General features: G+C 63.9%; 24 protein-coding genes. 5 read left to right on the plus strand and 19 right to left on the minus strand.

Features of this window, described 5'->3' with window-relative positions; genetic code table 11:
- Positions 1 to 19: 19 nt before the first annotated feature.
- The 6 genes from THSYN_RS18335 to THSYN_RS18360 all read right to left on the minus strand — a co-directional run bounded on the left by THSYN_RS18335 (position 20) and on the right by THSYN_RS18360 (position 6113).
- The gene (locus THSYN_RS18335) at positions 20 to 1510 is read right to left on the minus strand and encodes an arylsulfatase (protein ID WP_100920394.1); all 1491 of its coding nucleotides are present in this window, start codon (positions 1508 to 1510) and stop codon (positions 20 to 22) included.
- A gap of 73 nt (positions 1511 to 1583) precedes the next feature.
- Entirely contained in the window at positions 1584 to 2966 is a 1383-nt protein-coding gene (locus tag THSYN_RS18340; protein WP_216644574.1) for an anaerobic sulfatase maturase, read from the minus strand.
- Between the two features lie 193 nt (positions 2967 to 3159).
- Positions 3160 to 3666 carry a hypothetical protein gene (locus THSYN_RS18345; RefSeq protein WP_100920396.1) on the minus strand — a complete coding sequence of 169 codons (507 nt, stop codon included), beginning with the start codon at positions 3664 to 3666 and terminating at the stop codon, positions 3160 to 3162.
- Between the two features lie 167 nt (positions 3667 to 3833).
- Complete coding sequence (locus THSYN_RS18350) at positions 3834 to 4919, minus strand: AI-2E family transporter (RefSeq protein ID WP_100920397.1); 1086 nt, start codon at positions 4917 to 4919, stop codon at positions 3834 to 3836.
- A gap of 75 nt (positions 4920 to 4994) precedes the next feature.
- Positions 4995 to 5372 (minus strand): PLDc N-terminal domain-containing protein, encoded by a 378-nt coding sequence (locus THSYN_RS18355; RefSeq protein WP_100920398.1) that lies wholly within the window; start codon positions 5370 to 5372, stop codon positions 4995 to 4997.
- Between the two features lie 129 nt (positions 5373 to 5501).
- Positions 5502 to 6113, minus strand: coding sequence for a DUF3611 family protein (locus tag THSYN_RS18360; protein WP_100920399.1), 612 nt, complete (start codon positions 6111 to 6113; stop codon positions 5502 to 5504).
- A 619-nt stretch (positions 6114 to 6732) separates the two neighbouring features.
- On the opposite strand from THSYN_RS18360, the gene THSYN_RS18365 reads away from it, so the two are divergent.
- Positions 6733 to 8253 (plus strand): esterase/lipase family protein, encoded by a 1521-nt coding sequence (locus THSYN_RS18365; RefSeq protein ID WP_236848606.1) that lies wholly within the window; start codon positions 6733 to 6735, stop codon positions 8251 to 8253.
- On the plus strand, positions 8250 to 8537 hold the full coding sequence (locus tag THSYN_RS18370) for a hypothetical protein (RefSeq protein ID WP_100920401.1): 288 nt from the start codon (positions 8250 to 8252) through the stop codon (positions 8535 to 8537). Before THSYN_RS18365 ends, THSYN_RS18370 begins: the two co-directional genes overlap by 4 nt.
- Positions 8538 to 8715: 178 nt before the next feature.
- Here THSYN_RS18370 and THSYN_RS18375 read toward each other — a convergent pair whose 3' ends face one another.
- The 13 genes from THSYN_RS18375 to THSYN_RS36725 form a co-directional block, all read right to left on the minus strand.
- Positions 8716 to 9219 carry a DUF302 domain-containing protein gene (locus THSYN_RS18375; RefSeq protein WP_157817771.1) on the minus strand — a complete coding sequence of 168 codons (504 nt, stop codon included), beginning with the start codon at positions 9217 to 9219 and terminating at the stop codon, positions 8716 to 8718.
- A 5-nt stretch (positions 9220 to 9224) separates the two neighbouring features.
- On the minus strand, positions 9225 to 10253 hold the full coding sequence (locus THSYN_RS18380) for an SLAC1 anion channel family protein (RefSeq protein WP_100922486.1): 1029 nt from the start codon (positions 10251 to 10253) through the stop codon (positions 9225 to 9227).
- A gap of 529 nt (positions 10254 to 10782) precedes the next feature.
- A complete protein-coding gene (radC, locus tag THSYN_RS18385; protein ID WP_100920403.1) occupies positions 10783 to 11418 on the minus strand; it encodes a RadC family protein in 636 nt (211 codons plus the stop codon).
- 4 nt (positions 11419 to 11422) lie between these two features.
- On the minus strand, positions 11423 to 14080 hold the full coding sequence (locus tag THSYN_RS18390; RefSeq protein WP_236848607.1) for a DEAD/DEAH box helicase family protein: 2658 nt from the start codon (positions 14078 to 14080) through the stop codon (positions 11423 to 11425).
- Positions 14081 to 14135: 55 nt separating this feature from the next.
- A complete protein-coding gene (locus THSYN_RS18395) occupies positions 14136 to 15851 on the minus strand; it encodes a hypothetical protein (protein ID WP_100919993.1) in 1716 nt (571 codons plus the stop codon).
- 189 nt (positions 15852 to 16040) lie between these two features.
- Positions 16041 to 16310: a hypothetical protein gene (locus THSYN_RS18400; RefSeq protein ID WP_100920404.1), complete on the minus strand. Its 270-nt coding sequence runs from the start codon at positions 16308 to 16310 to the stop codon at positions 16041 to 16043.
- Entirely contained in the window at positions 16303 to 17394 is a 1092-nt protein-coding gene (locus tag THSYN_RS37360) for a restriction endonuclease subunit S (protein ID WP_418219943.1), read from the minus strand. Before THSYN_RS37360 ends, THSYN_RS18400 begins: the two co-directional genes overlap by 8 nt.
- Before the next feature lie 63 nt (positions 17395 to 17457).
- On the minus strand, positions 17458 to 17619 hold the full coding sequence (locus THSYN_RS34080; protein WP_157817772.1) for a hypothetical protein: 162 nt from the start codon (positions 17617 to 17619) through the stop codon (positions 17458 to 17460).
- Entirely contained in the window at positions 17616 to 18797 is a 1182-nt protein-coding gene (locus THSYN_RS18415) for a PDDEXK nuclease domain-containing protein (protein ID WP_100920406.1), read from the minus strand. Before THSYN_RS18415 ends, THSYN_RS34080 begins: the two co-directional genes overlap by 4 nt.
- The gene (locus tag THSYN_RS18420; protein WP_100920407.1) at positions 18794 to 20791 is read right to left on the minus strand and encodes a type I restriction-modification system subunit M; all 1998 of its coding nucleotides are present in this window, start codon (positions 20789 to 20791) and stop codon (positions 18794 to 18796) included. The genes THSYN_RS18415 and THSYN_RS18420 overlap by 4 nt, the downstream gene beginning before the upstream one ends.
- A 231-nt stretch (positions 20792 to 21022) precedes the next feature.
- A complete protein-coding gene (glsA, locus tag THSYN_RS18425; protein WP_100920408.1) occupies positions 21023 to 22018 on the minus strand; it encodes a glutaminase A in 996 nt (331 codons plus the stop codon).
- A gap of 152 nt (positions 22019 to 22170) precedes the next feature.
- The gene (locus tag THSYN_RS18430) at positions 22171 to 22950 is read right to left on the minus strand and encodes a proteasome-type protease (protein ID WP_100920409.1); all 780 of its coding nucleotides are present in this window, start codon (positions 22948 to 22950) and stop codon (positions 22171 to 22173) included.
- Between the two features lie 25 nt (positions 22951 to 22975).
- Entirely contained in the window at positions 22976 to 23107 is a 132-nt protein-coding gene (locus tag THSYN_RS36725; protein ID WP_257791191.1) for a hypothetical protein, read from the minus strand.
- Between the two features lie 573 nt (positions 23108 to 23680).
- Here THSYN_RS36725 and gltS point away from each other — a divergent pair.
- From gltS to THSYN_RS18450, 3 genes are all read left to right on the plus strand, one after another.
- Entirely contained in the window at positions 23681 to 24913 is a 1233-nt protein-coding gene (gltS, locus tag THSYN_RS18435; RefSeq protein ID WP_100920410.1) for a sodium/glutamate symporter, read from the plus strand.
- A 643-nt stretch (positions 24914 to 25556) separates the two neighbouring features.
- Positions 25557 to 25823 carry a DUF4258 domain-containing protein gene (locus THSYN_RS18445; RefSeq protein WP_100920412.1) on the plus strand — a complete coding sequence of 89 codons (267 nt, stop codon included), beginning with the start codon at positions 25557 to 25559 and terminating at the stop codon, positions 25821 to 25823.
- Between the two features lie 5 nt (positions 25824 to 25828).
- The gene (locus THSYN_RS18450; RefSeq protein ID WP_100920413.1) at positions 25829 to 26098 is read left to right on the plus strand and encodes a DUF2283 domain-containing protein; all 270 of its coding nucleotides are present in this window, start codon (positions 25829 to 25831) and stop codon (positions 26096 to 26098) included.
- The last annotated feature ends 174 nt before the right edge of the window (positions 26099 to 26272 follow it).

Below are 26272 nucleotides of genomic sequence, written 5' to 3' on the forward strand. Positions count from 1 at the left end.
GGCCGATGGGGCGCGCAGGTCAATGGTTGCGGCCGCTGCCCGCCTCTTCCAGATCGCGCATCACGGCGTCAAGATTGAACGAGGCCGGCTTCTGCCGCGGCGGGAACTTCACGAAGTTCTCGATTTGGCTGGCGACCACGGCCTGCATCATGTAGACGACGTAGGTATGTGAAATGAACCAGTCCCAATAGCTGTTCGAGTTCTCGTCGGCACGCTCGAATGGGTCGCGCCGCAGGTTGAACAGCTTCGGCGCGCGCAGCTTCACGAAAGGTTCGATCCAGCACGCCAGTTGCTTGGCGCGCTGCTCCATCAGCACCACCTTCCAATCCTGCATCCGAATCGCCAGGATGTCGCCGTCGTCGCTGATGTAGAAGAAGAAATTTCGCGGGCTCTCCTGCACCTCGCCCTTGAGATAGGGCAGCATGTTGAAACCGTCGAGGTGGACCTTGTAGGTCTTCTCGCCGACGGTGTGGCCGTTGAGCAGCTTCTCCTTGATGTCCGGCTCACCGGCGGCGGCGAGGAAGGTCGCCAGCCAGTCCTGGTGGGTGACGATGCCGTTGAGCACCGTGCCGGCCTTGAACTGGCTGGGCCAGCGCACGAAGCACGGCACCCGCCAGCCGCCCTCCCAGTTGGTGTTCTTCTCGGAGCGGAACGGCGTGATGCCGGCATCCGGCCAGGTGTTGAAGTGTACGCCGTTGTCGGTGGAATACATGACGATGGTGTCCTCGGCAATGCCCAGCGCATCGAGCTTGTCCAGCATCATGCCGACGTTCTCGTCGTGCGCCACCATCACGTCGTTGTAGTCGCCCTGGCCGCTCTTGCCCTTGTGCTTTTCGGCGCAGTGGGTGCGGAAGTGCATCGCCGTGGTGTTGTACCAGAGGAAGAAGGGCGTGCCCGCCTGGTGCGTCTCGTCGATGAAACGCAGCGCGCGCTCGGTCACCTCGTCGTCGATGGTCTCCATGCGTTTCCTGGTCAGCGGGCCGGTGTCGACGACCGTCTGCCCGCCCTTACCGTCGGCCTTGCAGTGCAGCACACCGCGCGGCCCGAACTTCTTCTTGAACTCAGGGTTCTTTGGGTAGTCCGGGTCCTCGGGCTCTTCCTCGGCGTTCAGGTGGTACAGGTTGCCGAAGAACTCGTCGAAGCCGTGCATCGTCGGCAGGTGTTCGTCGCGGTCGCCGAAGTGGTTCTTGCCGAACTGGCCGGTGGCGTAGCCCAGCGGCTTGAGCAACTCGGCAATGGTCGGGTCTTCGGCTTGCAGGCCGTTGGTGCCGCCGGGCATGCCCACCTTGGTCAGCCCGGTGCGGATCGGGTTCTGGCCGGTCATGAACGCGGCGCGTCCCGCGGTGCAACTTTGCTGCGCGTAGTAGTCGGTGAAGGCCACGCCTTCATTGGCCACACGGTCGATGTTGGGCGTACGGTAGCCCATCTGGCCGCGGCTGTTGTAGCTGATGTTCCACCAGCCCACGTCGTCGCCCCAGAGGATCAGGATGTTCGGTTTCTTAGCAGCCATGGTCTCTTCCGGTTAGTGATGACACAAACTCCGGATCGCTTCGAAGCAACCCGGTTCTGGAAACAACGCGCCCTCACGGCGTCGTCAGGTCGCGACTGACCCCGCTGAAGGGCGAGTTTGGCGCTTTGTCGCCGTGGCAGAAGCGGAATTTCTTGCCGCTGCCGCACGGGCAAGGCCGATAAGCGCCTTGCCTTGCATCCTGCTCGGCAACCCACGCCATCACGTCGGCGGGAGGGCGGTTCTGCCGCAGCAGTTGCACCATGACGTTGAAGGTCGGCCCGGTGTGGGTGAAGAAGCGCTCAAGCCCTGGGCACAGGTAGTTCTGGCCGGGTTCCCCGTCGCGGGACAGCGCGAACCGGTCCTTGGGGCAGCCGCCATTGCACCAGTTGCGAACCTTGCAGTCCCGGCACTGTGCCGTCAGCGTATCGCGCTTGTCCTGGCCGAACTTGCGTTGCTCGGGCGAGGCCACCAGCTCAAGCAGGTGCGTCTGGTGGATGTTGCCGAGCTTGTACTTTGGCTCGACGAAGTGATCGCAGGAATAGAGATCGCCGTTGTGCTCCAGTGCCGGGCCATAGCCGCAGGTGGGCGCGTGGATACACAACAGATGGCGGCCGAAGAATGCCTCCAGCGTGACGTCGAAGAGCTGCACGTAGACTTGGCCCACGTCATTGCGCACCCACTCCTCGAAGATGTCGATGAGGAATCGGCCGTAGTGTTCAGCGCCCACCGTACGATCAGTCACCAGATTGCCGGTTTGCGTATAGAGCAGGCGCTTCGTGCCGGCCTGCTCGGTCCAGCCCTGGTTGGCGATGCGGATGGTTTGCTCGGTGGCGCGCTCGATGATCGGGATGAACTGCACCCACTTCGCACCCAGTTCGTCGCGGAAGAAGCGATAGACCGTGCGGCCGTGCTGCTGATTGGCGGCGTTCACGGTGCACAGGATGTTGAAGTCGACCTCGTGCTTGCGCAAGTACCGCCAGCCGCGCATCACCAGGTCGAAGGTGCCCTGGCGGCGGCGGTCGACGCGGTAGGTGTCGTGCAGCTCGCGCGGGCCGTCGACGCTTAAGCCCACCAGGAAGTGGTGCTGCTTGAAGAACAGGCACCAGTCGTCGTCGAGCAGCAGGCCGTTGGTCTGGAAGGTGTGCTGCACCGCCTGGCCGGGCCGGCGGTAGTGTTCGACCAGCTTGACCGCGCGGCGAAAAAAGTCGAGCTTCATCAGCGTGGGCTCGCCGCCCTGCCACGCCACGGTGACCTGCGGCGTGCGGTGCGACTCGAGCAACTGCCGCAGATAGGCCTCGAGCGTGGCCTCGGACATGCGGTGTTTGTCGTTCGGGTACAGCGATTCCTTGGACAGGAAGAAGCAATAGGTGCAATCGATGTTGCAGGTGGAGCCGCTGGGCTTGGCCAATAGATGGAAGCCCGGCGGGGCGTGCGCGGGCAGCGGCGGGGGCGTCACGCTGGGGGCATCTACGGCAGGCACTGTTGTTTTCCCTAAAATCGTTGGGGGTCGCATGGCTTGCTAAGCCTTGCCCGGCGCGGCGACCAAATCGGCCGCGAGATGGCTGCGATCAGGCTTCAGGTGGCGGGCCGCCGCCCGAAGCCGCTCCATGCGCGTCATCTTCGTCATAGGTCCAAGTATCTTCGCCAAATCACCGGATATCGCTTGAAGACCCATCGCCGACCCACCGGCGCGCGATTCGCGTGACCAGGCCGCGCACCACCAGGTAGGGCACAAAGGCGAGCAAGAGCGCAATCATCACCACCTCAGCGGGACGGAAGGTCTCGAATTCGATGAATTGGTAGATCGTGTCCATGGCGAAGCCCAGGAGAATGATACGTGCCGTGGCGATCAGTGCCTCATCCAGCCGACCGCCGCGCTGCGCCGGATCGGTGAGGACGGTCCAAAGAAAAGGAGAGCGCCCGGTGCGGGCGTCGTTCACGCCATCGCGCAGCGCGGCAATCGTCGCCATGATGGGCTGGAGGACGAAGCGAAAGACCATCGGCCCACCCGGACGATCGAGCAGGTTCTGCCAGACGCGCGTGCGAACTTCGTCCGAGAAGCCGCACAACGCGAGGCCGACGATGACCGAAGCGATCGACAGCGCGACCACCAGTCGAGCCAGAAAGACCTGTGCATTCGATGGTGTCTTGTCCATTGCCCAAGCCCCCCTCTGTGTTACAGGCTTATGATCGACCGAAAACAAAGGCCGCCCGTGGGGGCGGACGGGCGGGGTGTCTTTGCCGGCACCGCACGCCAGGCCGCTACTCGGCAACCGTCGGCGAGGCGTCGGCTTTATGACCGTAACGCGACGCGCGAGGCCCCTCAGTTATCCGTTCCGGCCGTGTCCGGCTCCGCTGCCAAGGCTTCCGCGGGCTCCTCGCTGATCGCCGGCCCCATGAGGATCGCGAGCGGGCGGGTATGCGGGCTCGCATCGAGCGCGATGATCAGGGCCGTGGTCAGCGGCACGGCCAGGAACATGCCGACGGTGCCGAACAGCCAGCCCCAGACCAGCAGGGCGATGAAGACCGCCAGCGTCGAGATGCCGAGCCCCTTGCCCATGATCCGCGGCTCGATGACATTGCCGATCGCGGTGTTGATCACAAGGTATCCGGCCGCGACCATCAGTGCCGTGCTCAGGTCGACCTGCACCAGTGCCAGCAGGACCGGCGGGATCATCATCACGATATTGCCGACCACCGGCAGGAAGTTCAGAAAGAAGGCCAGCACCGCCCACAGGATGGCGAAGTCGATCCCGAAAAACCACAGCAGGAGCCAGACACAGACGGCGGTGGCGAGGCTGGTCAGGGCCTTGATCTGCATGTAGCGATTGATGTTGTCCAGCATCCGCTGCAGGCGCGCCTCGCCGTCCGGCGTGATATGAAAGGCCGCCTTCAGCTTGGGCATCATGGTCGGCACTTCGAGCAGGATGAAGATGACGGTGAGCAGCACCAGGAGCCCGGTCGCGAAGACGCTGCCGGCGCTGGACAACATCCGCGGCACCAGGGCCTTGAGCTTGGCCGGGTCCATCAGGTCAGTCGCCGCCGCGGCCGGGTTGTCGACCCCGGTCCCCGCCATCATGCCGCCGAAGTGCTCGGCCAGTGCCGCGAAGCGTTCCTGATAGCCCGGCAGGCTGTCCTTGAAGCCCTCGAGCGACCCGGTCGTCATCAGCGCGAGCAGGCTGCCGACATCGAGCAGCACAAACGCGATCACGAACAGGGCGCCCCATTTCGGCACGCCTTTGCGGCGCATCCAGGCGAGCGCCGGGGTGGCGACGATTGCGATGAAGATGGCGAGCAGGAGCGGCGTCAGCAGCGGCGCCGCGGTCTTCATCAAGGTCACGACGAGCGCGACGGCCCCGGCGATGATCAGGCCGCGGGCGGGCGCAGAGAAGGTGGCTAAGACATTCATGGTGGCGATGGCTCCTGCACTGGGTTGAGGATGGGTACGGCCGAGTCTGCGCGCCGCGACTCGGCGGCCAGGCGGCTAGGCGAGCGCCTTTTGCTTGAGCCGGTCGAACTCGCCCTGGCTGATGGTGCCGACATCGAGCAAGGCCTTGGCATCGCCGATTTGCTCGGCGGGGGACTTTGCCGCGACCTCCCGAATGTAGGCCTCGGTATCCGACCTGGCCCGTTGCAGCGCCGCCTGTTGCCGGTGCGCCATGCCGCGGCCGCGGGCGAGGACGTAGCCGAGTGCCGTCAGGAACGGCAGGAACACGAGGCCGATCAGCCACAGGACCTTGTAGCCCCCGGCCAGCTCGGGGTCGCGAAACAGGTCGAAAACAATATGAAAGAGAATGATCAAATAGGCAACGAACAGGAAGGTCGATGCCATCAGATAGAGAATGTCCCAGAAATTCGTCATTGAAACGGCCCTCATGGATGCAGTGAGTCAGTGAACCGGCGGCCACGGGGGCCGCCGGTCCTTGTGTCAACGCCGACCCGGCCGCCGCCGACCGGGGTCGGGGCAGCAGGCCAAGGGCGCCGAGTCAGGCTAAGCGGCCTTGGGGAATTGGCCGGCCGCTTGGGTGGTACGGAACATCAGCCAGAGACCCAACACCAGGGCGATCACCTCGGCGGCGAGCATCTGCACCAGGGCCAACAGGCTCACCAGATCGACCGCGGAGACCCAACTGGAGGCCCCGCCGCCCGCTGTCTGGATGGTCGCGATCCCCGCCTGGGGGGCGGCGAGGAAGTAAAAGAGGAGCTGCCCCACTTCCAGCAGCATCACCACCATGGAGAACAGGATGCCCAGGCTGCTCGCGACCAGGCCGGTCCACACGGTCGCGAGCACCGTCGACTCGGTCGGACGCGTTTGCGGATCGGCAATCCGCCGGCCCAGACCGGGGTAACGATAGAACCAGACGATCGTAAACAGGAGCACCAGCATATTTGCCAGGCTCAGCAGCCCGACGATCGGCAGGCCGCTGCGCGGGCCTGAGATGCTGCCTGAAAACACAAAGACATAGAACATGACGACCAGGGGGACAGAGCCCAGCACCACCTGGAGCCAAAAACCGATCCGCCCCAGGCGGGTAAAGGTCTTGGCCAGACCCTCGATCTTCGCGACGTGGAGACCCTCAACGAATTGCTGCAATAAACTCATGACTGACACCTCGGCCGCGTGGTGCGGTCCGTCTGGGGGAGTGATCGAAGCGGAGCCGGGAGGCCCAGCCGCGGATTCAGCGACCGGCCTCGGCGAAGATTGTGTCAAGAGAAAGGAAAAAAAGCGAACTGCCGGTACCACGAAGCCGAGCGTCCGATCACGATCCGCCGCCGCTCGCGCAAGCGCGAGGTGGTGCCCAAAAGGTGATGCTCAAATGGAAGCGGCGGCCGCGTTTCGCGGCACCAGTCGCGGCCCGACCCGTCCGCAGCACGCGACACCAAGGCCGCTTGCGAGATCGCGCCGCACTGGGGTGCGGCGCTCCCAGTGGCCGGGGCAATCATCAGGGCCGTTTTGCTAAGCGCGGCGTATCATTAGACAGCCTTGATCATGACTCCGGCCACGCGCCCTTGCGGCAACCCGTCGTGGCCTGGGGGCCGCTCCTACGGCGTAGGAGCGGCCCCCAGGCCGCGACCGATGCCACCCCTCGAGGTGACCGGAGTGATGACCAAGGCCCATTAGAGCGTCGGCGCTTGAGTTGGAACGCCAGGGCCTTGCGCATGGGAGTGCCCCGCGTCGTCCGGGCCGGCGCTGCTGTTTCCTGATGCATGCGAGTGACACCGTGAAAGGTCCCATCAAATCCGCCCCCGCGGCACTGAGACTCGCAGGACTCCTCCTGTGCCTCCTCCTCGCCGCCTGCCAATCCGTGCCGCCGACGAGCGGCCCGACGCTGTGCGCCCGTCTGGATGAGTCAGTGCGGGTGCTCGCCTCGCCCCAGAGCAGCGCGCGGCAGCGCGCCCAGGCGGGGGCCGACTATCGCGCGCTGGCGGCGGACCACCTGCCGGAACTGCTGCAGGACGCCGCCCGGCCCGACCCCCTCGGGGGGTTGCTCCGCCAAGACCAGCCCGGCGTCTACGCACCCGCCGGCTTCGCCGACATCGCGCCCGTCGGGCGTCCCCGCGTGACGCAGCCCGGTCTGCACCGCGCCGGACTGGGGCTCCCGAGCATCGGCCGGGTCTTCCCCGGGGGCGCCAATGCCCCGTCTGCCGGCTATCAGGTCCCGGTCACCCTGCTGGCCCTGCCGACCGGCACGGCGCCCGGGTCCTGCGGCGCGGCACTCGTCGACCCCGAGCGCGTGAGCCGCGTGCCCGGCAAGCACGGCGCGGTGCCGGTCGCGATGGACCTGGAGGCCCCGCTGGACGCCACCCGGGCGATCGGCCTGCGGCGCGGTGAGGGTCTGACCAACCTGCTGCGCTCCGACCGCTTTCGCGGGCGGCCCCGGATCGTCTTCCTGCAGCCCTTCGACCCGGACAAGACCCCGGTGGTCCTGATCCACGGCCTGATGTCGACCCCGCGGATGTGGGCGCCCCTGGTCAAGCCCCTGCTGGCGGACCCGCGCATCCGTGCCCGTTTCCAGTTCTGGTTCTTCTACTACCCCACCAGCCAGCCGGTGCCCCTGTCCGCACTGCAACTGCGCGAGGCACTGGACGACACCACGCGCACGCACGGCCCCCACCGGCCGCTGGTCCTGATCGGCCACAGCATGGGCGGCATCCTCGCCCGCGCCCAGGTGTCGCGGATCGACCTGGCCCAGGCGAAGACCATCAGCCCGCAACTCGCCTCCTTCCCCGCCGACAACCCGGTCCGACGCGCCCTGGTCTTCGCCCCGCGCACCGACGTGAGCCGCGCGGTCTTCATGTTCACGCCCCATCGGGGCAGCGCGCTCGCCGTCACCAGCCTGGGCGCCTGGGGCATCCGGCTGATTCGCTTCCCCGAGTGGTTGCTCAGCGAGTTTGCCCACTACGCCCATCTGGTGCCGGACACCATCGCCGGACGCCTGCCGACCAGCATCCATGGCCTGTCGCCGCAGTCCCGGTTTCTGCGCCTGCTCGATCAGACCCGGCCCAAGGTCCCGTCCCACTCGATCATCGGCGACCGCGGGCGCGGCCCCCTGGCGACCAGTTCCGACGGCGTGGTCCCCTACCGCAGCGCGCACCTGGAGTTTGCCGAGTCCGAGGTCATAGTCCCCACCGGGCACAGCGGCTTCGCCCACCCCTTGGCGGTCGCGGAATTGCGGCGCATCCTGCGTGCGCAGGCCGCAGCGACGCCCCACCCACCCACACGCGAGGTAACGACACCATGACCGGAAACACCAGCGACGAGGGCATCATCACCGTCCTGCTCGAGCGCCTGACCACCCAGCGCCTACCCCGGGTCCTCGACCTCCACGCCAGGGTCGAGCGCGGCGAGCGGCTCAGCGACTATGACATCGGCTTCCTGTCCCAGGTCATGGAGGACGCCGAGCGGGCCAAGCCCCTGTGCGACCGCAACCCGCAGTTGGCCGAAATCTGCACCAAGATGGTCAGCCTTTACGGCGCCATCACCTCGCGGGCCTTGGCGAATGAGGGTGGTGACGCGGATCGGTAGGGCGCCGCACCCGCCAGCGCGCGCCCACTGGGAGCGCCGCATCCCAGTGCGGCGAAACGCCGCGGACGACCGCCGCCTTGCGCGTCGCGGACAGGCCGCGCCCCATTGGGGTGCGGCGCTCCCAGGAAGGCTCAGCGTTCTCGTTCCCACGCGCCGCGTGGGTCTCGGACGCTGAGGATCAGAAGGTCGAGAACTTGAAGTTCATGAAGCCCATGATCTGTTCCACCTCGCGCGAGACCTCCTCGACGATGCGCCCGACCTCGCCGCCGAACAATTTCCCCATCACCAGGCCGTTGCTCATTGCGATCAGGACCTCGCCCCGGCTGTTCTCGTAGACGGCGATCCCTTTCGGCATCATGGCGGCGAGCTGTTTGCGGTCATCGGCCTTGAGCATGTCCGAAGCGTAGCGTCCGCTACAGTATTTGATGATGGCCATGCGCCCGATGGGTGCGCCGCCATGCGCTGTGACCTCGGCGTTCTGGTCGTAGACCTCCACGAGATGCCAGTTGGGGCTGGCCGCGATGCGTTCGCGGATCACGCGCACGGTCTTCTCGAAGTCGTAGGGGCTGTGCGCCTCCTTGATCAGCAGGCGGGGCGCGGCCAGATTGACGCTGACGCCGGTGAACAGGATGCCCAGCAGAAAACCGAAGACCAGCAGGATTACGGTGGTTGGCGCTTTCATTCTTCTCATGCCTCTGGTACGCAAATTGCGCCACGGCGAACTTGCTTTAGGGTTTCGACGGAGACGATCCCGATCACGACGACGGTGATCGTCAAGAGCAGAATGGAGACGACCGCATAGAACGGCTCGCGCGTGGCCTGATAGGCCGCCAGCGAGGCGATCGTGATTGCATCGAGCGGGAAGGTAAAGGCCCACCAGGAGACGAAAAACTTGAGCCGCCAGAAGCTGTTCGCCATTAAGAACACCAGGATGGTGAAGAAGTAGCCGATGAAGAGCAAGGCCAGTGCGATGACATCGACATTCTGCGTGATGCGCAGATAGGAAATGAAGCCCACCGCCGGCGGGGCGATGAGAATAAAGAGGGTCGGCACGAACTTATCGGGAAGCTGATGATGAAAGATGATGCGGTACAGGACGATCGCAAAGAGGATGACCCAGAAAAACAGGCCAACGACGAAAAAGAACATCGCCACCTGGTTCCCGACGATGTCCACGCCGACGATCGGGATGATGATGTTACCGACGATCGGGATGAACCAGGCGGGATTGGCGTGCTGGATCTCGAAGTTGTGCCTGATCCAGTAGCTGAAGATGAAAAAGGTCAGGCCCGCCTGCAGCCCGGCGCCCAGGAACCAGAGCGGCACGGCCAGCACCGGGAGATAGCTGTAATAGCCAATGCTCAGGATCAGCAGCGAGATGGAGACGGTGGGAAAGAAATGCATCCGCACCGGATGGAAAAAATCCGCGGCGACGACCTCGGGATACCGCATCCACTTGCGCCCATAGAAATAGACCAGCACGCCGAAGAGGCCGGTCGAGAAAATCAGGGGCGCGCGAAACCACAGCGGCGAACCGCCGAACAGGTGATAGGCCTTTTCCAGGGCGATGGCCAGCCCGCTCAACCCCATGACGATGGCGAAGAGCGTGATGGGAAGGTGTTTAAAGCGCGCCTCCGCGTCATTGTCGTTCCCGCCGCCCGGGCCGGCGCCGGATCGGGCAGAACTGGATTCAGCCGTGGTGGTTGCATTAGGCATCTGCGGATCGGTCCCCCGAAGGTTGGGCATGAATCAGTGTAGCGATCGGAGCCCTGACCCCGCATTGAAAAACGTCAGACATCGCCGCGGATCGCCGCATGTCCAACCCGACCTACCCGCCGGGAGCCCCCCGGGAGCGCCGCACCCCATTGAGACTGCACAAGAATTCGCCGCGGTCGCGGCGAAGCCGCGGGCCGGAGCGTCGGCAACTTGCCGGCCCGCCGCCCCAAGCCGGCGAATCGGAGCCGCGCGTGGCGCATAACCCATTCTCGTTCCCAGGCTACGTGTGGGTCTCGTTCCCACGCTCCGCGTGGGAATGCCGGGCGGGCGCTCCGCCTCCGGTCTTGGCAATGGACGCGGAGCGCCCGCACTTGCTCCCACGCTGGAGCGTGGGAGCCAGAAGGGCCTTGATCATCAATGCGGCCGGCGGCGATCGGTCCGCACAGCGGACCCTACGGTAAGCCCGCGTTCCGTACGATCACGCGCGCGCGTCGCGGACTCGCTACAGCGTTCCCGCCTCCAGGAAGCTTTAATACCCGGTCCGATTGAAAATGATGTGGTCCAGCAGTTCGATGCCGAGGATGGCGCCGGCGGCCTTGAGTTGCGCGGTAACGGCAGTATCGCCCGGTGACGGTTCAAGCCCGCCGCTCGGGTGATTGTGGGCGACGATGACCGCGGACGCGCGGTCGGCGAGTGCATCGGCGAAGACCTCGCGCGGATGCACGGGACTGCGGTCGATCAGCCCGATCGACACCACCCGGATATTCAGGATCTCATTCGCGCCGTTGATGCTCGCACAGAGGAAATGCTCCTGCTTGCGGTCGGCATACTGGTGGATGTGCGGCAACAGGTCGGCCGGGGTTTCGATCCTGGAACCCTCCGGTTTGATGCGCCGCCGGGCGAACTCGATGGCCGCGAGGATCAGGGTCGCCTTGGCATCACCCACACCCGCGAACTGCTGCAAGTCCTCTGCCCTTACGTCCAGTCCCTTCTGGTCGATGAGCCGCGCCAGCTTGGCGGCCAGCGCCATCACGTCCAGGCCCGGCGTGCCCTGGCCGAGGAGCACGGCGAGTAGTTCCTGGTCACTCAATGCCCTGGCCCCCTTGCGTAGCAGTTTCTCGCGTGGACGCTCGGCCGGCGGGATCTCGTGGATGGTCTTGCCCATGGCCTCAGGCCGCCAGGGACAAATGGGTCTGAATGACCGTCATCGCCATGATATCGAAGATACCGCCGGTGTCGGTGTACTTTTGGTCGGTGAGTTCTTCGTAACGTCCGTGGGCGTTGTAGGCCGACTGGATCTCGCCGTTAACCTGACCGCGATAGGCGCCTTCGAGATAGATGACATTCCCGCGGTGCGCCTGGACCGTGGTGCGGATCACCGGGTCGGCGATTTTTTCCTCCGTCACCTGTTTGATATAGAGCGCCTCCTCGTCCGTGATATCGAAGGTCGCGCGGATCTGCGCAATCACGTCCTGCACCGATACCTTGACCGGCACCGGGCCTGCACCACCCGCCCCTTTGCCCGACTTCAGCCTGACCGGCCCGCCGCTGGTCGTCACACCCTGATACTGCACCGCCGCCTTGGTGACCAGGGTGGCGCGAATCTGTTTCATCAGTTCCGAGACGGCCCCCGCCTTCACGAGTTGCGGGCCGACATACTCGGCAAAGGTGGCGAACTCACCCACCGCCGCCGGATAGCTGAAAAAGCAGGTGAGGAAATGGAAGTTCTTCACGAAGCGGGCCAGCAGGGCGACGAACGCCTTGCGCCCCTCCCACTCGGTGAGCCTCGCCTGGAAGCGGGTACGAAGGGAATTCACCTGGAATTGCACCTGCGCATCGGTCCCGCGCTCGATCAGGCTCAGCAGGTCGCCCGCGTCCTTCTGGGTGAAGACCCCCGCCGCGAGGATCTCAGCGTGCAGAATGAGGCAGGTTTGCTGATCCGGCTCCTGCGGCTCGAACGGCGTGCCGGTCCGATAACTGGCGAACACCGTCAGGATTTGCCTGGCGTTGTTGGTAAAATCCACGACCACCACGTCCCGCTTGCCCGGATGGCAGCGGTTCAGTCGCGAGACCGTCTGCACCGCGGTGCGCCCCAGCACCGGCTTGTCGAGGAACATGCCGGCGAGCAGCGGCTGATCGAAACCGGTCTGGAACTTGCTCGCCACCACCATGAGCCGGTAGTCGTCACCCTCGAAGCGGTCCTCGATCAGCTCACCCGTCTGCAACCCATTCACCGCGTGCTCGCTGATGGCCGCGTTCGTCTCCGGGTGGACGAAGTCAGAGAAGGCATAGAGCACCTGGTAGCCGGCGCCGCGCTCCTTGAGCTTCTCTTTGATGATAGTGAAATACCGCAGCCCCGCCACCCTTGAGGCGGTGACGATCATCGCCTTGGCGCGTCCGCCGATGAGCGGCGCCACGTCCTTCTCGAAGAGGCGCAGCATCACCTCCGCCTTGTATTGGATCAGCCCGTCGTCCTGAAAGGCCAGGTTCTGCAGCGCCTTCAACACCACGCCCTTGGGGTAGAGCCGCTCCTCGTCCGGCGGCACCACGGGGCAATGCAGGTGATAGAGCGTCTTGTAGGAGATGATGCCGGCGGCCACGTCCACGATGTAGCCCTCGGCGATGGCCTCCGCCTCGGTGTAGCGGTCGAAGGGCTTGCCGAACATGGAGACGGTCGCCGGTGCCGGCGTGGCGGTGAAGGCGACGAACAACTGATTGCAGTCGTGCTCGCGGATCACCCGGGCAATCCGCTCCTCGGGGTCCTCCTCGGGCGCCTCGCCGTCCGGCGCCCCCGGCGTGCGGAACGGCAGGCGGATGGCCGCGCCCAGTTGGCCCTCCTGCGAGCGGTGCGCCTCGTCGATCAGAAAGGCGACCCGCAGCGTCTTCAATGCCGGGTTGTTCTGGATCTCATCCAAGACCCAGGCAAACTTCTGCTGGGTGGTGACGATGATGGATTTACGCTCCTTGAGGAAGCGCGGCAGGTCATCGGCCTTCCGCACGATGCCCACCACCGCCTGCAGGTGGGTGAACTTGTCCATGTCCTCGCGGATATTCGTATCGAGCGACTTGCGGTCCGTGAGGATGAAGGTGATATCCACCAACTTCTCGTTGGTGCCGGCCTTGAACAGGCTGTGCAGCCGGTCGGCCAGCCAGCAGATGGAGACCGTCTTGCCGCCGCCGGCCGAATGCTCAGCCAGATACTTCTTGCCGATATCGCCGGTCGCGGCGAAGTGGGCGCCGATGTCCTGCGCCACCCGCCGCACCAGACGGCTTTGGTGATAGCGCGGGAAGATGGTGCAGGCCGGCCGCGCCGGCCTGTCGTCCTCGGCTTCCCGCTCGGGGACGCGGATGAGGGAGAACGAAAGCGCCTCCAGCAGGTGCTCCTGCGACAGGACCTCGCGGTAGAGGTACGCGACCGGATACTCGTCGGCATCCGTCGGCGTATTGGTCAGCCCCATGTTGTGCCAGCGGAAGTTCTCTTCCTTGCGCGGGTCGGTGGCGGCCATCACGTCGCTGGTGTCGGCAGCGAGATAGAGGAAGGGATGCCGGAAGATCCTGTGACTGTGGTCGCGCTTGGTGAACTGGGCTACCGCGTCATGCACGTTCTCATTGCGCTCATGCTTCAGCTCCAGCGCGACAATGGGCAGGCCGTTGAGGTAGATGACGAAATCGATTTCCTGGGTCGCGTCGCCGAAATAGAAGTGCGGGCGGAAGCTGATGCGGCTCTTGGCGTACTGGTCGGCGGCGGCGCTCGCCGCGGAGCGCGGCTTCGGATAGTAGAGGTGGAAATCCAGGCCGCGCACCTTGAGGCCCTGGCGGAAGAGCAACCACAGCGGCCGGTGCTTAGGGTGTTCAATATCTCACCTATATCGCAAATTAAATTCATGCAGTTTTCGTGTTTGACACAAAATCAATGAGAGCACGCCGACGCCGGGCCAGCATCGACGCACCGAGGTGCGTTGTCGCCCACTGCTCGACATCAATAGTACGCACCGATTCCATCGCCTCCTGAATCAACGGAGTCGCCAGGTCGGCGATGAAGGCAGGAATCGCAAGCACCAGCTTACCGATCTCCTTGAGCGGCCCCCTGGTGGTGAAGCATTTGTATTTCCCGAAGACCGATTCGATGATATCGGAGGAGGCCAGCCAGACACTATCAGTCGGGATCTTGGCGGATTCCAATGCGACCTTCGCGAGAATCTGTTGGGTAAAGGCCGCCGCCCGTGGGGTGAGCGTTGACGGCGGTGGCAGCGTGGCCTGGAGTGATTCTTGGGAGCCCTGCTGAAGACCCGTGGATTTGAGATGCGACTGAATCAGCTTGGATTGCGCCATCATTTGCGCGTAATCCACCAGGTCATCCCGGTAGGACAGTAGCCAGGCAAAGCCGTCAAGGAAGCGACTGTACCCGGCGTCCGCTTGCTGCCAGAACACATCGTCGAGCGTATCACTCTCGAGGTCTGAGTGTGTCTGCAGTGCCTGGCAAAAAGCCGCCCGGTCGGGATAGCGAATGCCGACGATGGCCCGCAATGGGTGCGCCCGGGCGGCGCCGAACCGCGCGCACAGGTGCTCCCATGCCGGCCACTTCAGGACGTATTGCGCGCGGATCGCGCTGAAGTCGCCGCGATCATGGTAGGCGAGGACGCGTTGTGCCCACCGCACATGGACATCCAGATTCATAAAACGCGCCTTGATGCGCTGCCGAGGCGGCAGCAAGAAGGCGAGATCGGTCTGCTGCAAGGACGACCACGCGCGGCGACAGTGCGCCAGCAAGGACTCCCAGCGCGCATCTCGGCCCATCTCGGCCTTGAGCCGCGTCGCAATAAGATGCGATATATCATAAGTATAGACGCAGGCAGTGGCGTGCTCCTGAAACAAGGCGATGCCCTTGTGCAGGTCGCTGCCGTGGTCGGCAACGATCTGGACTGGTGGACCGGTGCGTTGCGCAACGCGCCTGAGCACTTGTGCGACCCACGCTCCCGTGCTGTGTGTTGTGATCTCCACGGCCAGCACCTGCATGGCGCCGTGACACGGGCTGTAACCGCTCTGGGCCAGTGCACTCACCGGAATACCCAGGATGACGAGGCACTTGGACGCCCCCAAGGCGATCGTATGGTCGGCGACGTAGATCCAATCCGTGCGCCATTGCGGTTGGCGATTGAGAATCGCGAGACCGCAGCGATAGACCCAGTTGAGCACGGTGGTGTGGGCTGGCGCCGCCACCGGGAGTGACGCGCCGAACAGATTCAATACCCGCGCCACCCCGCGGCTGCCGAGCCCCGCGTGCAGATACAGCCGCATGGTTAACTGCATGACCATGACCGAATAGTGATGGCCGACCGGCGGGGACAGCGCAAGGTGTGGTGGCTCATCCGCTGGTTCGTCATCCGCCGGCGCCGCGGCCTCTTCGGCTCCCGTTCGCGCACGCTCCGCCTTTAGCGCACGCGCCTTCCACTGCGCGCGGCTGTGCTCCAGATCCCGAATCTTGACCTCCGCGGCCCGCAGGCGCTGCTGCCGCTCCAACGCTTTCGCCTTCCAGGCATCACGTGATCGCTGGAACAGGTTGGCCAGACGGCTCGCTGGGCTCTTGAATGCATTCATCACGTCGTGCGTGCTCCGGCAAGGCGGTCAGATCACCGCGCCAGTAGACTGATCAAGCGTTCGTCGTTTGTCAACGGCTTGGCATGAGAAAGTGGCGCACGCGTCATCGTACTCCCCCAAGCACAGAACCGACCGCCGGGCCTTCCAGGCAACACGCTTCTTGCATCGACTTTTCGGCGCCTTTTTAGGTCAGATTGAACACCCTAGCCGGTGCTCCAGTTCCTTGCGCAGCGCCTTGAAGACCTCCTCCCGCGCGTCCGTGCCGTAATCATCCGTTAGCTTTTTGAGTTGGTCGGCCTGGGTGGCTTCGAGGAAGGCCCAGAGCTCGGCCTCGGCGATGAAGTGCTCGGTGTCCGTGATGTCCGACTGGTCCAGCACGGCATAGCGGTGCTCGCGGACCAGGTAATCGGCGATGTGCTGCTGAAAGGTCAGCTCCGGAGGCTTCCTCTTTCTAGCCATGGGCTTGGACCCGGTTGAGGTCGGCGTCCGTGATCCGCCGCTGGCCGGTGAAGCATTCGTGGATGAGGGACTTGCGGTAGGCGGTTAGGGTGGCGATTTGGGTTTCGATGCCGGTGACAATACGCTTTACCTCACCGAGATTTTTCTTCAGGTAGGAGCAGATCGCCTCTTGTTCCGCCAGACAGGGTAACGGGATTGGAAACTCCCCAACCTTGGTCGCGTTCGTGGACGCCAGATTGGTTGTCTTCTTGCCCGTCGCCTCGAAGTAATCGCGCCCATAGCCCGAGGCGGTGAGATACGCGAGGAACATCGGCTTCAATTTATGCGGGAAACAGCGCACTGCGAAGATGTGGTTTTGGTGCAGACATCCCGGAATCTCTCCGTTCCATACATGGCCCCGGCCAAGTTTATCCAGGTCACCGCCTTCCGTCATCAAGACATCACCGGCGCGAAGCTCCACACCCGAGGTCACACTGGCTGGAAGTTCGATTACGGAAACGTCGTTCAAGTCAAGATATCCATCCTGAACGTTCCCGACACGCAAGTATGGCCGCTCAATCAGCGGACCTTCGTATTGCTTGCCAAGGGTGAGGCCGCCCTGAATTGCAGCGATACGTTTGAGGCACACGAGTTTCCATCCGCTGGGAACCTGTGCCATCCAGGCGTTGCCGGTTGGTTCCAGCCCGACACCCTCGAAGATGCCTCGTGTCACCGCCCGTTGGATGATGGATTTGCGAAGAGCGTTGAGGGTTTCGAATTGGCGGCACTTGGCGGCGACCGCCGCGTCAATCGCCGCGCAACTCGCATCCAGATAGGCGGCGATACGCTGTTGCTCCGGCAGCGGCGGAAGCGAAACGATGAAGCACTGAAAATCCTTGTCGTCAACGGCTGGATAACCGACGCCTTTCGCGGTCGCCTCGAAGTATTGCCGTGCGCCGTCCGCCAGGAGTGAATAATAAGCAAATTTCGGTAAGAGCTTGTGCGCAACCGGTTGAACGACATTGAAGCCAGTGGAACAAACTAAGTCGCCCGGTGCATTTGCGATGAACGCGACCGCTTGCAGATTTGGCCTGACGGATGAAATCGTCGTGCACCCTTCACGTAAACGCCGCCGTGCCCGCGAGGGCGCATCCTCATAGCGAAGTCGTTAGATGGCCGACGGATCGACGATGCCGTGGTAATTCACATTCGAGATTTCGAGATAATCAAACTCGTAGTCCGCGTCCGTGTCGGCAGGTAACGAAGCCATATTGACAGCCGACACATCCTTGAGTCGATCGAAGATCCAGTCTTTGGGTACCGCGTTCACTTGCTGCCCTCCATTTCCACCCGTACCACGTCAGCGAGTTGTTTGGCAGTGGGCAACTTGCCATCCAATTCGCCCGGCAGCTTCGACTGCAATTCATAGACAGCGACACCGATGGGATTGCCCTTAGTACGCAGTGCATACTCGACCTCCACATCGTCCTTTTCCGCGCAGAGGATGATCCCGATCGAGGGCTGATCCCCAGGGCCGCGCTCCTTGTCGTTGAGCAGGTTGAGGTAGAAATCCATCTTCCCCGCGTGCTCCGGCTCAAAGGCGCCGACCTTGAGATCGAAGGCGACGAGCGATTTGAGGAAGCGATGGTAGAACAGCAAGTCGATGAAATACTCTTTCGTGCCCAGTGCGATGCGGTGTTGGCGCCCGATGAAGCAGAAGCCGTAACCGAGTTCGAGGAGGAAGGATTGCAGTCGGGAGATGAGGCGGTCCTCGAGTTCGCGCTCCTTCACGACGCGGCGCAGGCCAAGGAAATCGAGGCTGTAGGAACTCTTGAGCATCTCATCGGCCTGTTCCGCGAAGTGTTCCGGTAGGGCGAGCTCGAAATTGTGGGTCTTCTTCTCGGTCACTGCGCGCTCGAAGGCGCTGGCCTTGATCTGATTGAGCAGCACATTGCGCGACCACCCGAAGCGGGCGGTGGCGCGCAGATACCAAAGGCGGGCGGCGGGGGCCTTGACCTTCTTGACGATCTCGACGTGGTGGCCCCAGGGGACCGCGGGCAGAACTTCTTGAACAAGCTGTTCAAGAACTTCGGACGGCTGGAGCGGCACGCCGGAGCGGTCGCTCGGCAACCTGTTTGGAGTCGGCTGTCCGGGACCCACGCGCGTCGCTTCCGCAGTTTCTTGCACAAGCTGTTCAAGAAATCCAGCGGCAGAATATTCCGAATAGAACTGGCGCATCAGCCACAGATTATTGGCCGAGAAGCCTCTGATCCCGGGGAAGGCCCGCCGCAGATCCGCGGCGACCACTTCAACGACTGAGTCGCCCCAGCCGTGCGTCCTCTGCTTCTCCACGATCCCCCGGCCGATGTCCCAATAGAGCAGGATGGCGTTATGGGTCACGGCACGCGCGGCGGAAATGCGGGCACCGATGACCCGGGCCTTCAGTTCCTCGACAAACTGACGGTAGTCGGCGCTGATGGCTAGGGTAGTGGCGGCAGACTCTTTCATCGGGCAAGTCCCTCCAACATTTTCTCAGCCTCCTTCTCCAGCCGCCAGAACTCGGCCAGCAGGTCCTGCGCGGGCCTGGGCGGCTGATAGCGGTAGAAATATTTGTTCGGCAGGATCTCGTAGCCGAGGATGGGCTTGCCGTCCTTCCTCGTCTCCTCCCAGCGGATGATCGGCTTGGCGATCTCGCGCGTGAGAAAGGCGGCGATGTCCTCGCCGTGCGGGATGTATTCGTCGTCCTGCACATAGTGCCGGTGGGTCCACTCTACGGCCAGGGTCTCGTCGGCGCCGGCCAGGGCCTCCTTGAGCTTCCTGGCGGCGTTGTCCTTGGGCGTGACGGTGAACGCGACCGTCTTCTCCTCGCCCTGCACCTTCAACTGCACGCGAAAGCTCAGGTCGCTGGCGTGGAACTCCTGTTCCTTCTTGAGGTTCGCGGCACTGAAGGTCTTCAGGTAAGGCTCGGTGAGGACGGCCGGCTGGTCCCGCTCATCGGTCTGCCAGAAGACGACACTGACCTTATGATAGGCGAAGGCCTCGCGCGCGAAGACCTTGACCTGCTCATCGGCATAGCCCTCGGCCCAGCCGTCGCGATAGCGCGTCTCGATCCAGGCGCGGTGGGCATCCGTGATGCGGTTGCGTTTGTTGCCGAATGACTTGGGCTCCTTCTCGCACTGGCCGCGGGCGTCGATCAGCATCACGCGCCCCTGGTGGCTGGCCGGCTTGTCGTTGCGCAGCAGCCAGACGTAGGTGAAGATCCCCGTGTTGTAGAAGAGTTGGTCGGGCAGCATGACGATCGCGTCGAGCCAGTCGTGCTCCAGGATCCAGCGGCGGATATCACTCTCCCCGCTGCCGCAGTCGCCATTGGACAGCGGCGAGCCATTGAAGATGATCGCGATGCGGCTGCCGCCCTGCGCGACGGGCGCCATCTTGGCCAGCATGGTTTGCAGAAAGAGCAGGGCGCCGTCGTTCACACGCGGCATCCCGGCCTTATAGCGGGTCCGCTCCAACCTGCGGGCCTCCTTCTCATAACCGTCCTTCCCGCCCCAGGTAACGCCGAAGGGCGGATTGCTCAGCATCCGGTGGAAGCGCCACTTGGTCTCCGGCCACTGGTCGCCCGGCTCCCTGCTGTAGGGGTCGTCCGGGATCAGCGAGTTGCCGAGGCGGACCGTTGCCTGCCGGTCGTTCTTGATGAGCAGGTCGGCCTGGCAGACGGCGTAGTTGGTGGGTGAGAGTTCCTGCCCGTGAACGGTGACGAATTGCTCGACCCGTGCCCTTTCATCCGGCGTCGCGGCGCGCTCCAACAGGTGCTCCTTCGCCACCGACAACATACCGCCCGTTCCGCTGGCGGGGTCGTAGATCGAGAGGTGCCGGTCCGGGATGGGGATATCGAGCAACTCGACCATCAGGCGGATGACCTCGCGCGGCGTGAAGTGCTCCCCGGCCTCGTCACCGCTCTGCTCCGAGAAGCGCCGCAGCAGTTCCTCGTAGATGTAGCCCATCTCTAGCCCGGAGAGTTCGCCGGGGCCCAGCGCAAGTTCCTTGTACTGGTTGAGGATCGGCGCCAACCGGTTGTACTTCACCATCAGGCCGATGGTGGCGCGATAATTGAAGTGCTCGATGATATCCTCGACGTTACGCGAGAAGCCGTTGATGTAGGCACGGAAGTTGTCCTCCAGCAGCGCGTGATCCTCCTCGTAGACCGAGCGTAGCGTCCAGTCGGTGCGATTGGAGAACGGGCATTGCTGGGGGTTCAGTTCCAACCCCTTGACCCACTTGGCAACCTCTTTCTCGGTCAGGGTGGGGCGATTCTTCAGCACCTCGGCGGCCTTCTGCGCCCGCCAGTCGATCAGCACGCACTCCAGCCGGCGGATGACGATGATGGGCAGGATGACGCTCTGGTATTCGTAGGATCTGAACTTGCCGCGCAGGCGCTCGGCGGATTTCCAGATGTCGGAGGCGAGATTGTCGAGCTTGGGTTTGTTGAGAGACAGGGTCATGTGGATCGGGAATCAGTGACGGATAACGACGGATCGGACGACTATCCCAAAAAGAGTATTTGGCCGCAAATGAACGCAAATAAGCGCAAATAAGCCCGCTGGTTTAGCATCATCACCGTCGTCACCCGGACGGCGAACATGCAGAAAAGGCCAAGTCTCTGATTATTTGCGTCCATTTGCGTTCATTTGCGGCTAAACCGCTTTTTGTGGACCATCGGCCGGACTGATGATCTAAGGCCCGCATTGACCTGCCTGGCACGGCCGTGAGGCAAACAGATTCAGGCCCAGTTGTTCGGATAGGAATCGAGCCGTCAGTTGGCCCTTTATGCTGTTGCCGGCGGCATCGAGCAGGGGTGCGAAGGTCGCCAGGCCGCCCTTGCCGGGGGCGACCGTGATCAGTCCGCCGCTCACCCCGCTCTTGCCGGGCAACCCGGTGTCATAGAGCCAGTCGCCGGAATGCTCATAGAGCCCGGCGGTGACCATGACGGCGAGGATGCGGCGGCAGAGGTCGGGCGCGATCACCGGCTCGCCGGTCACCGGGTTCACCCCGCCGTTGGCCAAGGTGGCCGCCATGACGGCCAGATCGCGGGTGGTCACGCGCAACGAGCACTGCCGGGTATAGATGTCCGTGGCCTCGACCGGGTCGGAATAGATCCGATCGTAGCTCTGCAACAGCTTGGCGATGCCCGTGTTACGCTGGTTGGCGGCGGCCTCCGATTGGTAGACCGCGTCATCGATCAGCAGCGCCCGCCCGGCGAAGCGCGACAAGCCGTCCTGAATGAACTGCCACTGGGCCTCGGCCGTCGCGCCGGGCGCCAGGCTGGTGGTCGCGATGGCGCCGGCATTCACCATGGGATTGGTCATCCCGTCGTCGCCGCGCTCCACGGCGATGACCGAGTTGAATGGCAGACCGGTACTGTTGACACCCAGGCGCTGCCGTGCCTCTTCATCGCCGATGGCCTGACAGATCAGGGCGAAGACGAAGGGCTTGGAGATGCTCTGAAGCGTGAACCCGTAGTCTGCATCGCCGGCCGTGAAGCAGTTGCCGGAGACCCCGGCGAGACAAATCCCAAAGAGCTGGCCCGGGACCTGCGCGAGCGCCGGGATATAATCGGCGACCCGCCCCTCGTCATTCGACTTGAAGCGGGCCTGAGCCGCGGCTACCAGGCGCGCGACCTCGGCGGGGGCGGCCAGGCGGCCGGTGGAGATACAGTCAGACATTGGCATAAGGTAAAGCGTCAAAGATAACTCAGATACAATCGTTGTCGTTGTCGTTGTCGTAATCGGAGAATCGCTGCAATTGGGGGTGCAAGAGAATCCGGGGCGCCACGATTACGACAACGACAACGACGCCAACAGCATTCCTTGATGGACTGTGGCTAGGACTGGGGATTACCCGGTTCCCAACTGAAGCGCGGGAGCGCGAAGAAGGCTTGGGACAGGCTCTCGTCCCAACTCCGGCTGAGTGCCGCCAGATCCGGCGATCCCGCCGGCAGCTTGAGCAGATGGGAGGGCGCGAGCTGATCGCGCGGACAGATCGCCACCTCGAACGGCGGCCCGACCGACAGATTGGAGCGCGCGGTCCCGACCAGCGAAACCAGACAGATGCGCGCCCCATCGGCGAGCGAGAGCCCCGGGTGGACGATACGATCCAGCGCGGGCTTTCCGTACTTGCTCTCGCCGATCTGCAGATAGGGTGTCTCGGGCGTGGCGGCGATGGCATTGCCCTGGGGATAGATCAGGAACAACCCGTGGGCCTGACCCGCAATCTGGCCGCCCAGGATAAAGCTCGCCTCGGCACTGACACCCGCCTGACGCAGGGCCGGACCGTGCTCGTTTTGCACCGCCTGACTCACCTGGCCGATGTAGGTCGCCGCCTCGAAGAGATAATTGACATTGAGGAGCGTCACCAGGGGCGCCTGTTGGAAGGGACTGGGCCGGGGATTGATGGCCTGATCCAGATCCCGGCCGATACGGTCCAGGACCTCCCGCGTGGTCGCCAGGCTCCCGGCGACCATCAGCACGAACAGCCGGTCGGGCGCGGGCTGCAAGACGTGCAGCTTGCTGTAGGTCGAGATGTAGTCGACCCCCGCGTTGGTGCGGGAGTCGGCCGCCATCACCATGCCCTCGTCGAGCAGGAGTCCCACACAATAGGTCATTTCAGATAGGTCCTCTTTAGGTTTTTTAGGTGGTCGTTACCGGCAGTCGTCCAGCCTGGCCGCCGTCGCAGGTCTTGATCATCGCTCCGGCCAGTGGCGGCTCGTCCAGAAACCGGAGGTCGAGGCTTTTGCCGGTGGCGGCTCCCGAGATATCCATGGGAAATCAGTGGCGCCTTCACGCCGGAGCGGCTGACGGCCGTGACGGCTCGTCCGTCACCCCGGAACCTGAAAATTCCTTGTGGGAGCGGACTGCGGCCGCGATGCTTCACCGCGGCGAACGCCGACGCCGCGTTCCCCGCGCGGCCCGTTGCGGCTGAGACAGCTCCCACAGCGTCGCTGCGCGACTCTTTCGGTAAGCCTCGACCTCCAGTGGCCGGTAGGACGATCAAGGCCTCGTCGCGCACCAGGTGCCAACTACCGGCCGTGGTCATCATTCCGGCCACCGGGCTCACCGCGAGGCCGCTGGTCCGCACAGCGGACCCTACGGAGCGCGGGCTTACCGTAGGGTCCGCTGTGCGGACCGAGCGCCGCTGGCCGGAGTCATGATCAAGGCCCAACTACCGGTGCCCGCGTAGTATAGCGCCCGGGGCCGCGCCCCTGGGACCCCGGACACCCCCTGCCGATCATCCCGCAAACCAGGTATCCTGGCTCCCACGCAACCCAGGCAACATTGCCGCCGTGCCGCCGGGCGGACCCCGGCGCCATTCGCCCATCCTCATCAGGAGTTCTCATGGAGTTTCAAGACGGCGTTCTGCGCATCGCATCATTCCTCGCCGTGACCATCGGCATCATTGTGCTGTTCATCGGCAAACGCCTGAACGACAAGGTGGGGATCCTGCGCGAGTTCAGCATACCGGAACCGGTCACCGGCGGCCTGCTGTTCTCCGTCCTGTTCGGGGTGTTCTATTTCGCCTCCGGGGTCGCGGTGACGTTCGACCTGCAGGCGCGCGACATCCTGCTCGTCTATTTCTTCACCACCATCGGCATCAATGCCAGCGCGCGCGACCTGCTCGCCGGCGGCCGGCCGCTCTTGATCCTGCTGACCGTCACCATCGCCTTCATGTTTGCGCAGAACTTCACCGGCATCGGGGTGGCGGCCCTGTTTGGCCTGCCGGCGGCGGTCGGGATCACCGGCGGGACCGTGTCACTGATCGGCGGCCACGGGACCACGATCGCCTGGGCGCCCTTAATCGCCGCCCAATACGGCATCAGCAACGCGATGGAGATCGGTATCGCCAGCGCCACCCTGGGCCTGATCCTGGCCAGCGTCATGGGCGGCCCGATCGCCAAGTTCCTGATCAAACGCCACGGGCTGACGCCCGCCCCACAATTGGTCGAGGAGGTCCAGGACATCGGCCTGTCCGAGACCCAGAAAAAGACCGGCCTCGATCACCTGGACTTTCTGGGTGCCATCCTGGCGATCCACATCTGTGTCATCGTGGGGTTCCTGCTCAATGGCGTCGTCGCCGACCTGGGGCTCAAACTGCCGCTCTTTGTCACCTGCCTCTTCGCCGGCATCCTCATCACCAATCTGACCCCGAAGAACCTGCCGACCCTGAGCGGGATGCCCTGGCCCACCCGGACCCCGGCGATTGCCCTGATCGCCGATGTGGCCCTCGGCACCTTTCTGGCGATGTCCCTGATGAGCATGCAGCTCTGGACCCTGATCGACCTGGCCTGGCCCGTCCTCACCATCCTGGCCGCCCAATTCGTACTGGCGGTGACCGTCACGCTCTTCATCCTGTTCCCGGTCATGGGCCGCGACTATGACGCGGCAGTCGTCTGCGCCGGCTTCGGCGGCGTCTCGCTCGGCTCGACCCCGACGGCCATGGCGAATATGGCGGCGGTGGCCCAATGCTTCGGCCCCTCCCACCGCGCCTTCATCATCGTACCCCTGGTCTCCGCCTTCTTCATCGACCTGGTGAATGCGCTGGTGATTCCTTTTTTCCTGCGGACCTTTTAGATCGCCGTCGCGGCCGGGGGGCCGCTCCTACGCCGTAGGAGCGGCCCCCCGGCCGCGACGGGTTACCGCAAGGGCGCCTGGCCGGAGTACGGTCTGGATCGCACCCTCCGCGCAGTGACACTGAGCTTCGCCCCGGGGATAATGCCGACCAGACAGCCCTAAGGCACCTTGGCCCCGACCCGCGGAGAAGGCCGCCCGGCGTCGGTTCAGGGCTCAAGGCATCCCATCGCAGACCAAACCCTTAAAGGACCCACCCGCGATGACCAACGACCTGAGGTCTCCTGACAGCACCCGCGGCACCACCCTCGCCCACGCCCGCTGGGCCGACCCAATCTGTGTCGCCGAGAAATACCGCACCCGTAAGATAACGTCGTCTGGTCGTTCGTTCATCCAGCCCTGCCCGAGGTGCTTGAAGTGATTCCTAACATCCACGGCTGGCCCGCCGATAAGGTTCGGGCACTGCAACAGGCCGCCGCCGCGGCCTTGGGGCGGACTGAAGGTCGAGTTCCTATTGCAAGCGGCATAGGTGCCGGTCGATCTTCACTGGTAGCGCGGACACTGAGGCAAAGGTGAGCCTCGATATGGGGCGTTTTCTCCGTCGCGCCGCCAGCGCTTCGGGAGACGAGAATTCGGGAGTCGAAAAATGGTGCGAACGCGCCCTTGGCCGGACTGGTGGGAGTGGGATATCGACCTCACGCCTCACCTGCTCAAGCGTATGGAGGACCGGGATTTCAGCGAGGTCGACCTCCGGGAGATGCTGCAACGCGCCAAAGCGTACCGGAAAGACGTGGTGGAAGAACGCTGGGTCATCCTGACCCGCCACCGCCTGCAACGCTGGGAGGTCATCGTCGAGCCGGATCCGATCGAGCGACTGCTTGTTGTGATTACAGCGTATCCAATCTCAGGGTGAATTACATGAAATGGCCCTATCTCGAAGTGACCTTTCGCCACGGCCGCCCCTTGGCGGCCTATCTGTATCTGTCCCGCTCTCCCGGCGACCGCAGCCGGCGCACGGCAAAGGCCGGGGTTGGAATGATCGTCGATTATACGGAAGCGGGAAAGCCGATCGGTATTGAAATAACGGCGCCGGCAAAGGTCACGATCGCGGACCTCAACGCAGTCCTCGCGAGTATCGATGCGCCCGCACTGGCCGCCGAGGACATTGCCCCGCTGCGGGCGGCCTGATGCGGGCAGGCAACCCCAAGCCGGACGGGTGAATAAGCGCGGCGACGGTGTGGGAGCGGCTTCAGCCGCGGCGAGGCGCGGCAGCGTGCGAGGTCAGGTCGCGGCTGAAGCCGCTCCCACCGGGTCCCGGCCTGACTTTCACGGTAAAGCCTCGAACGCCAGTCCCGTAGGGTC

This window comes from Candidatus Thiodictyon syntrophicum (assembly GCF_002813775.1).
In the GTDB taxonomy this organism is placed as follows: domain Bacteria; phylum Pseudomonadota; class Gammaproteobacteria; order Chromatiales; family Chromatiaceae; genus Thiodictyon; species Thiodictyon syntrophicum.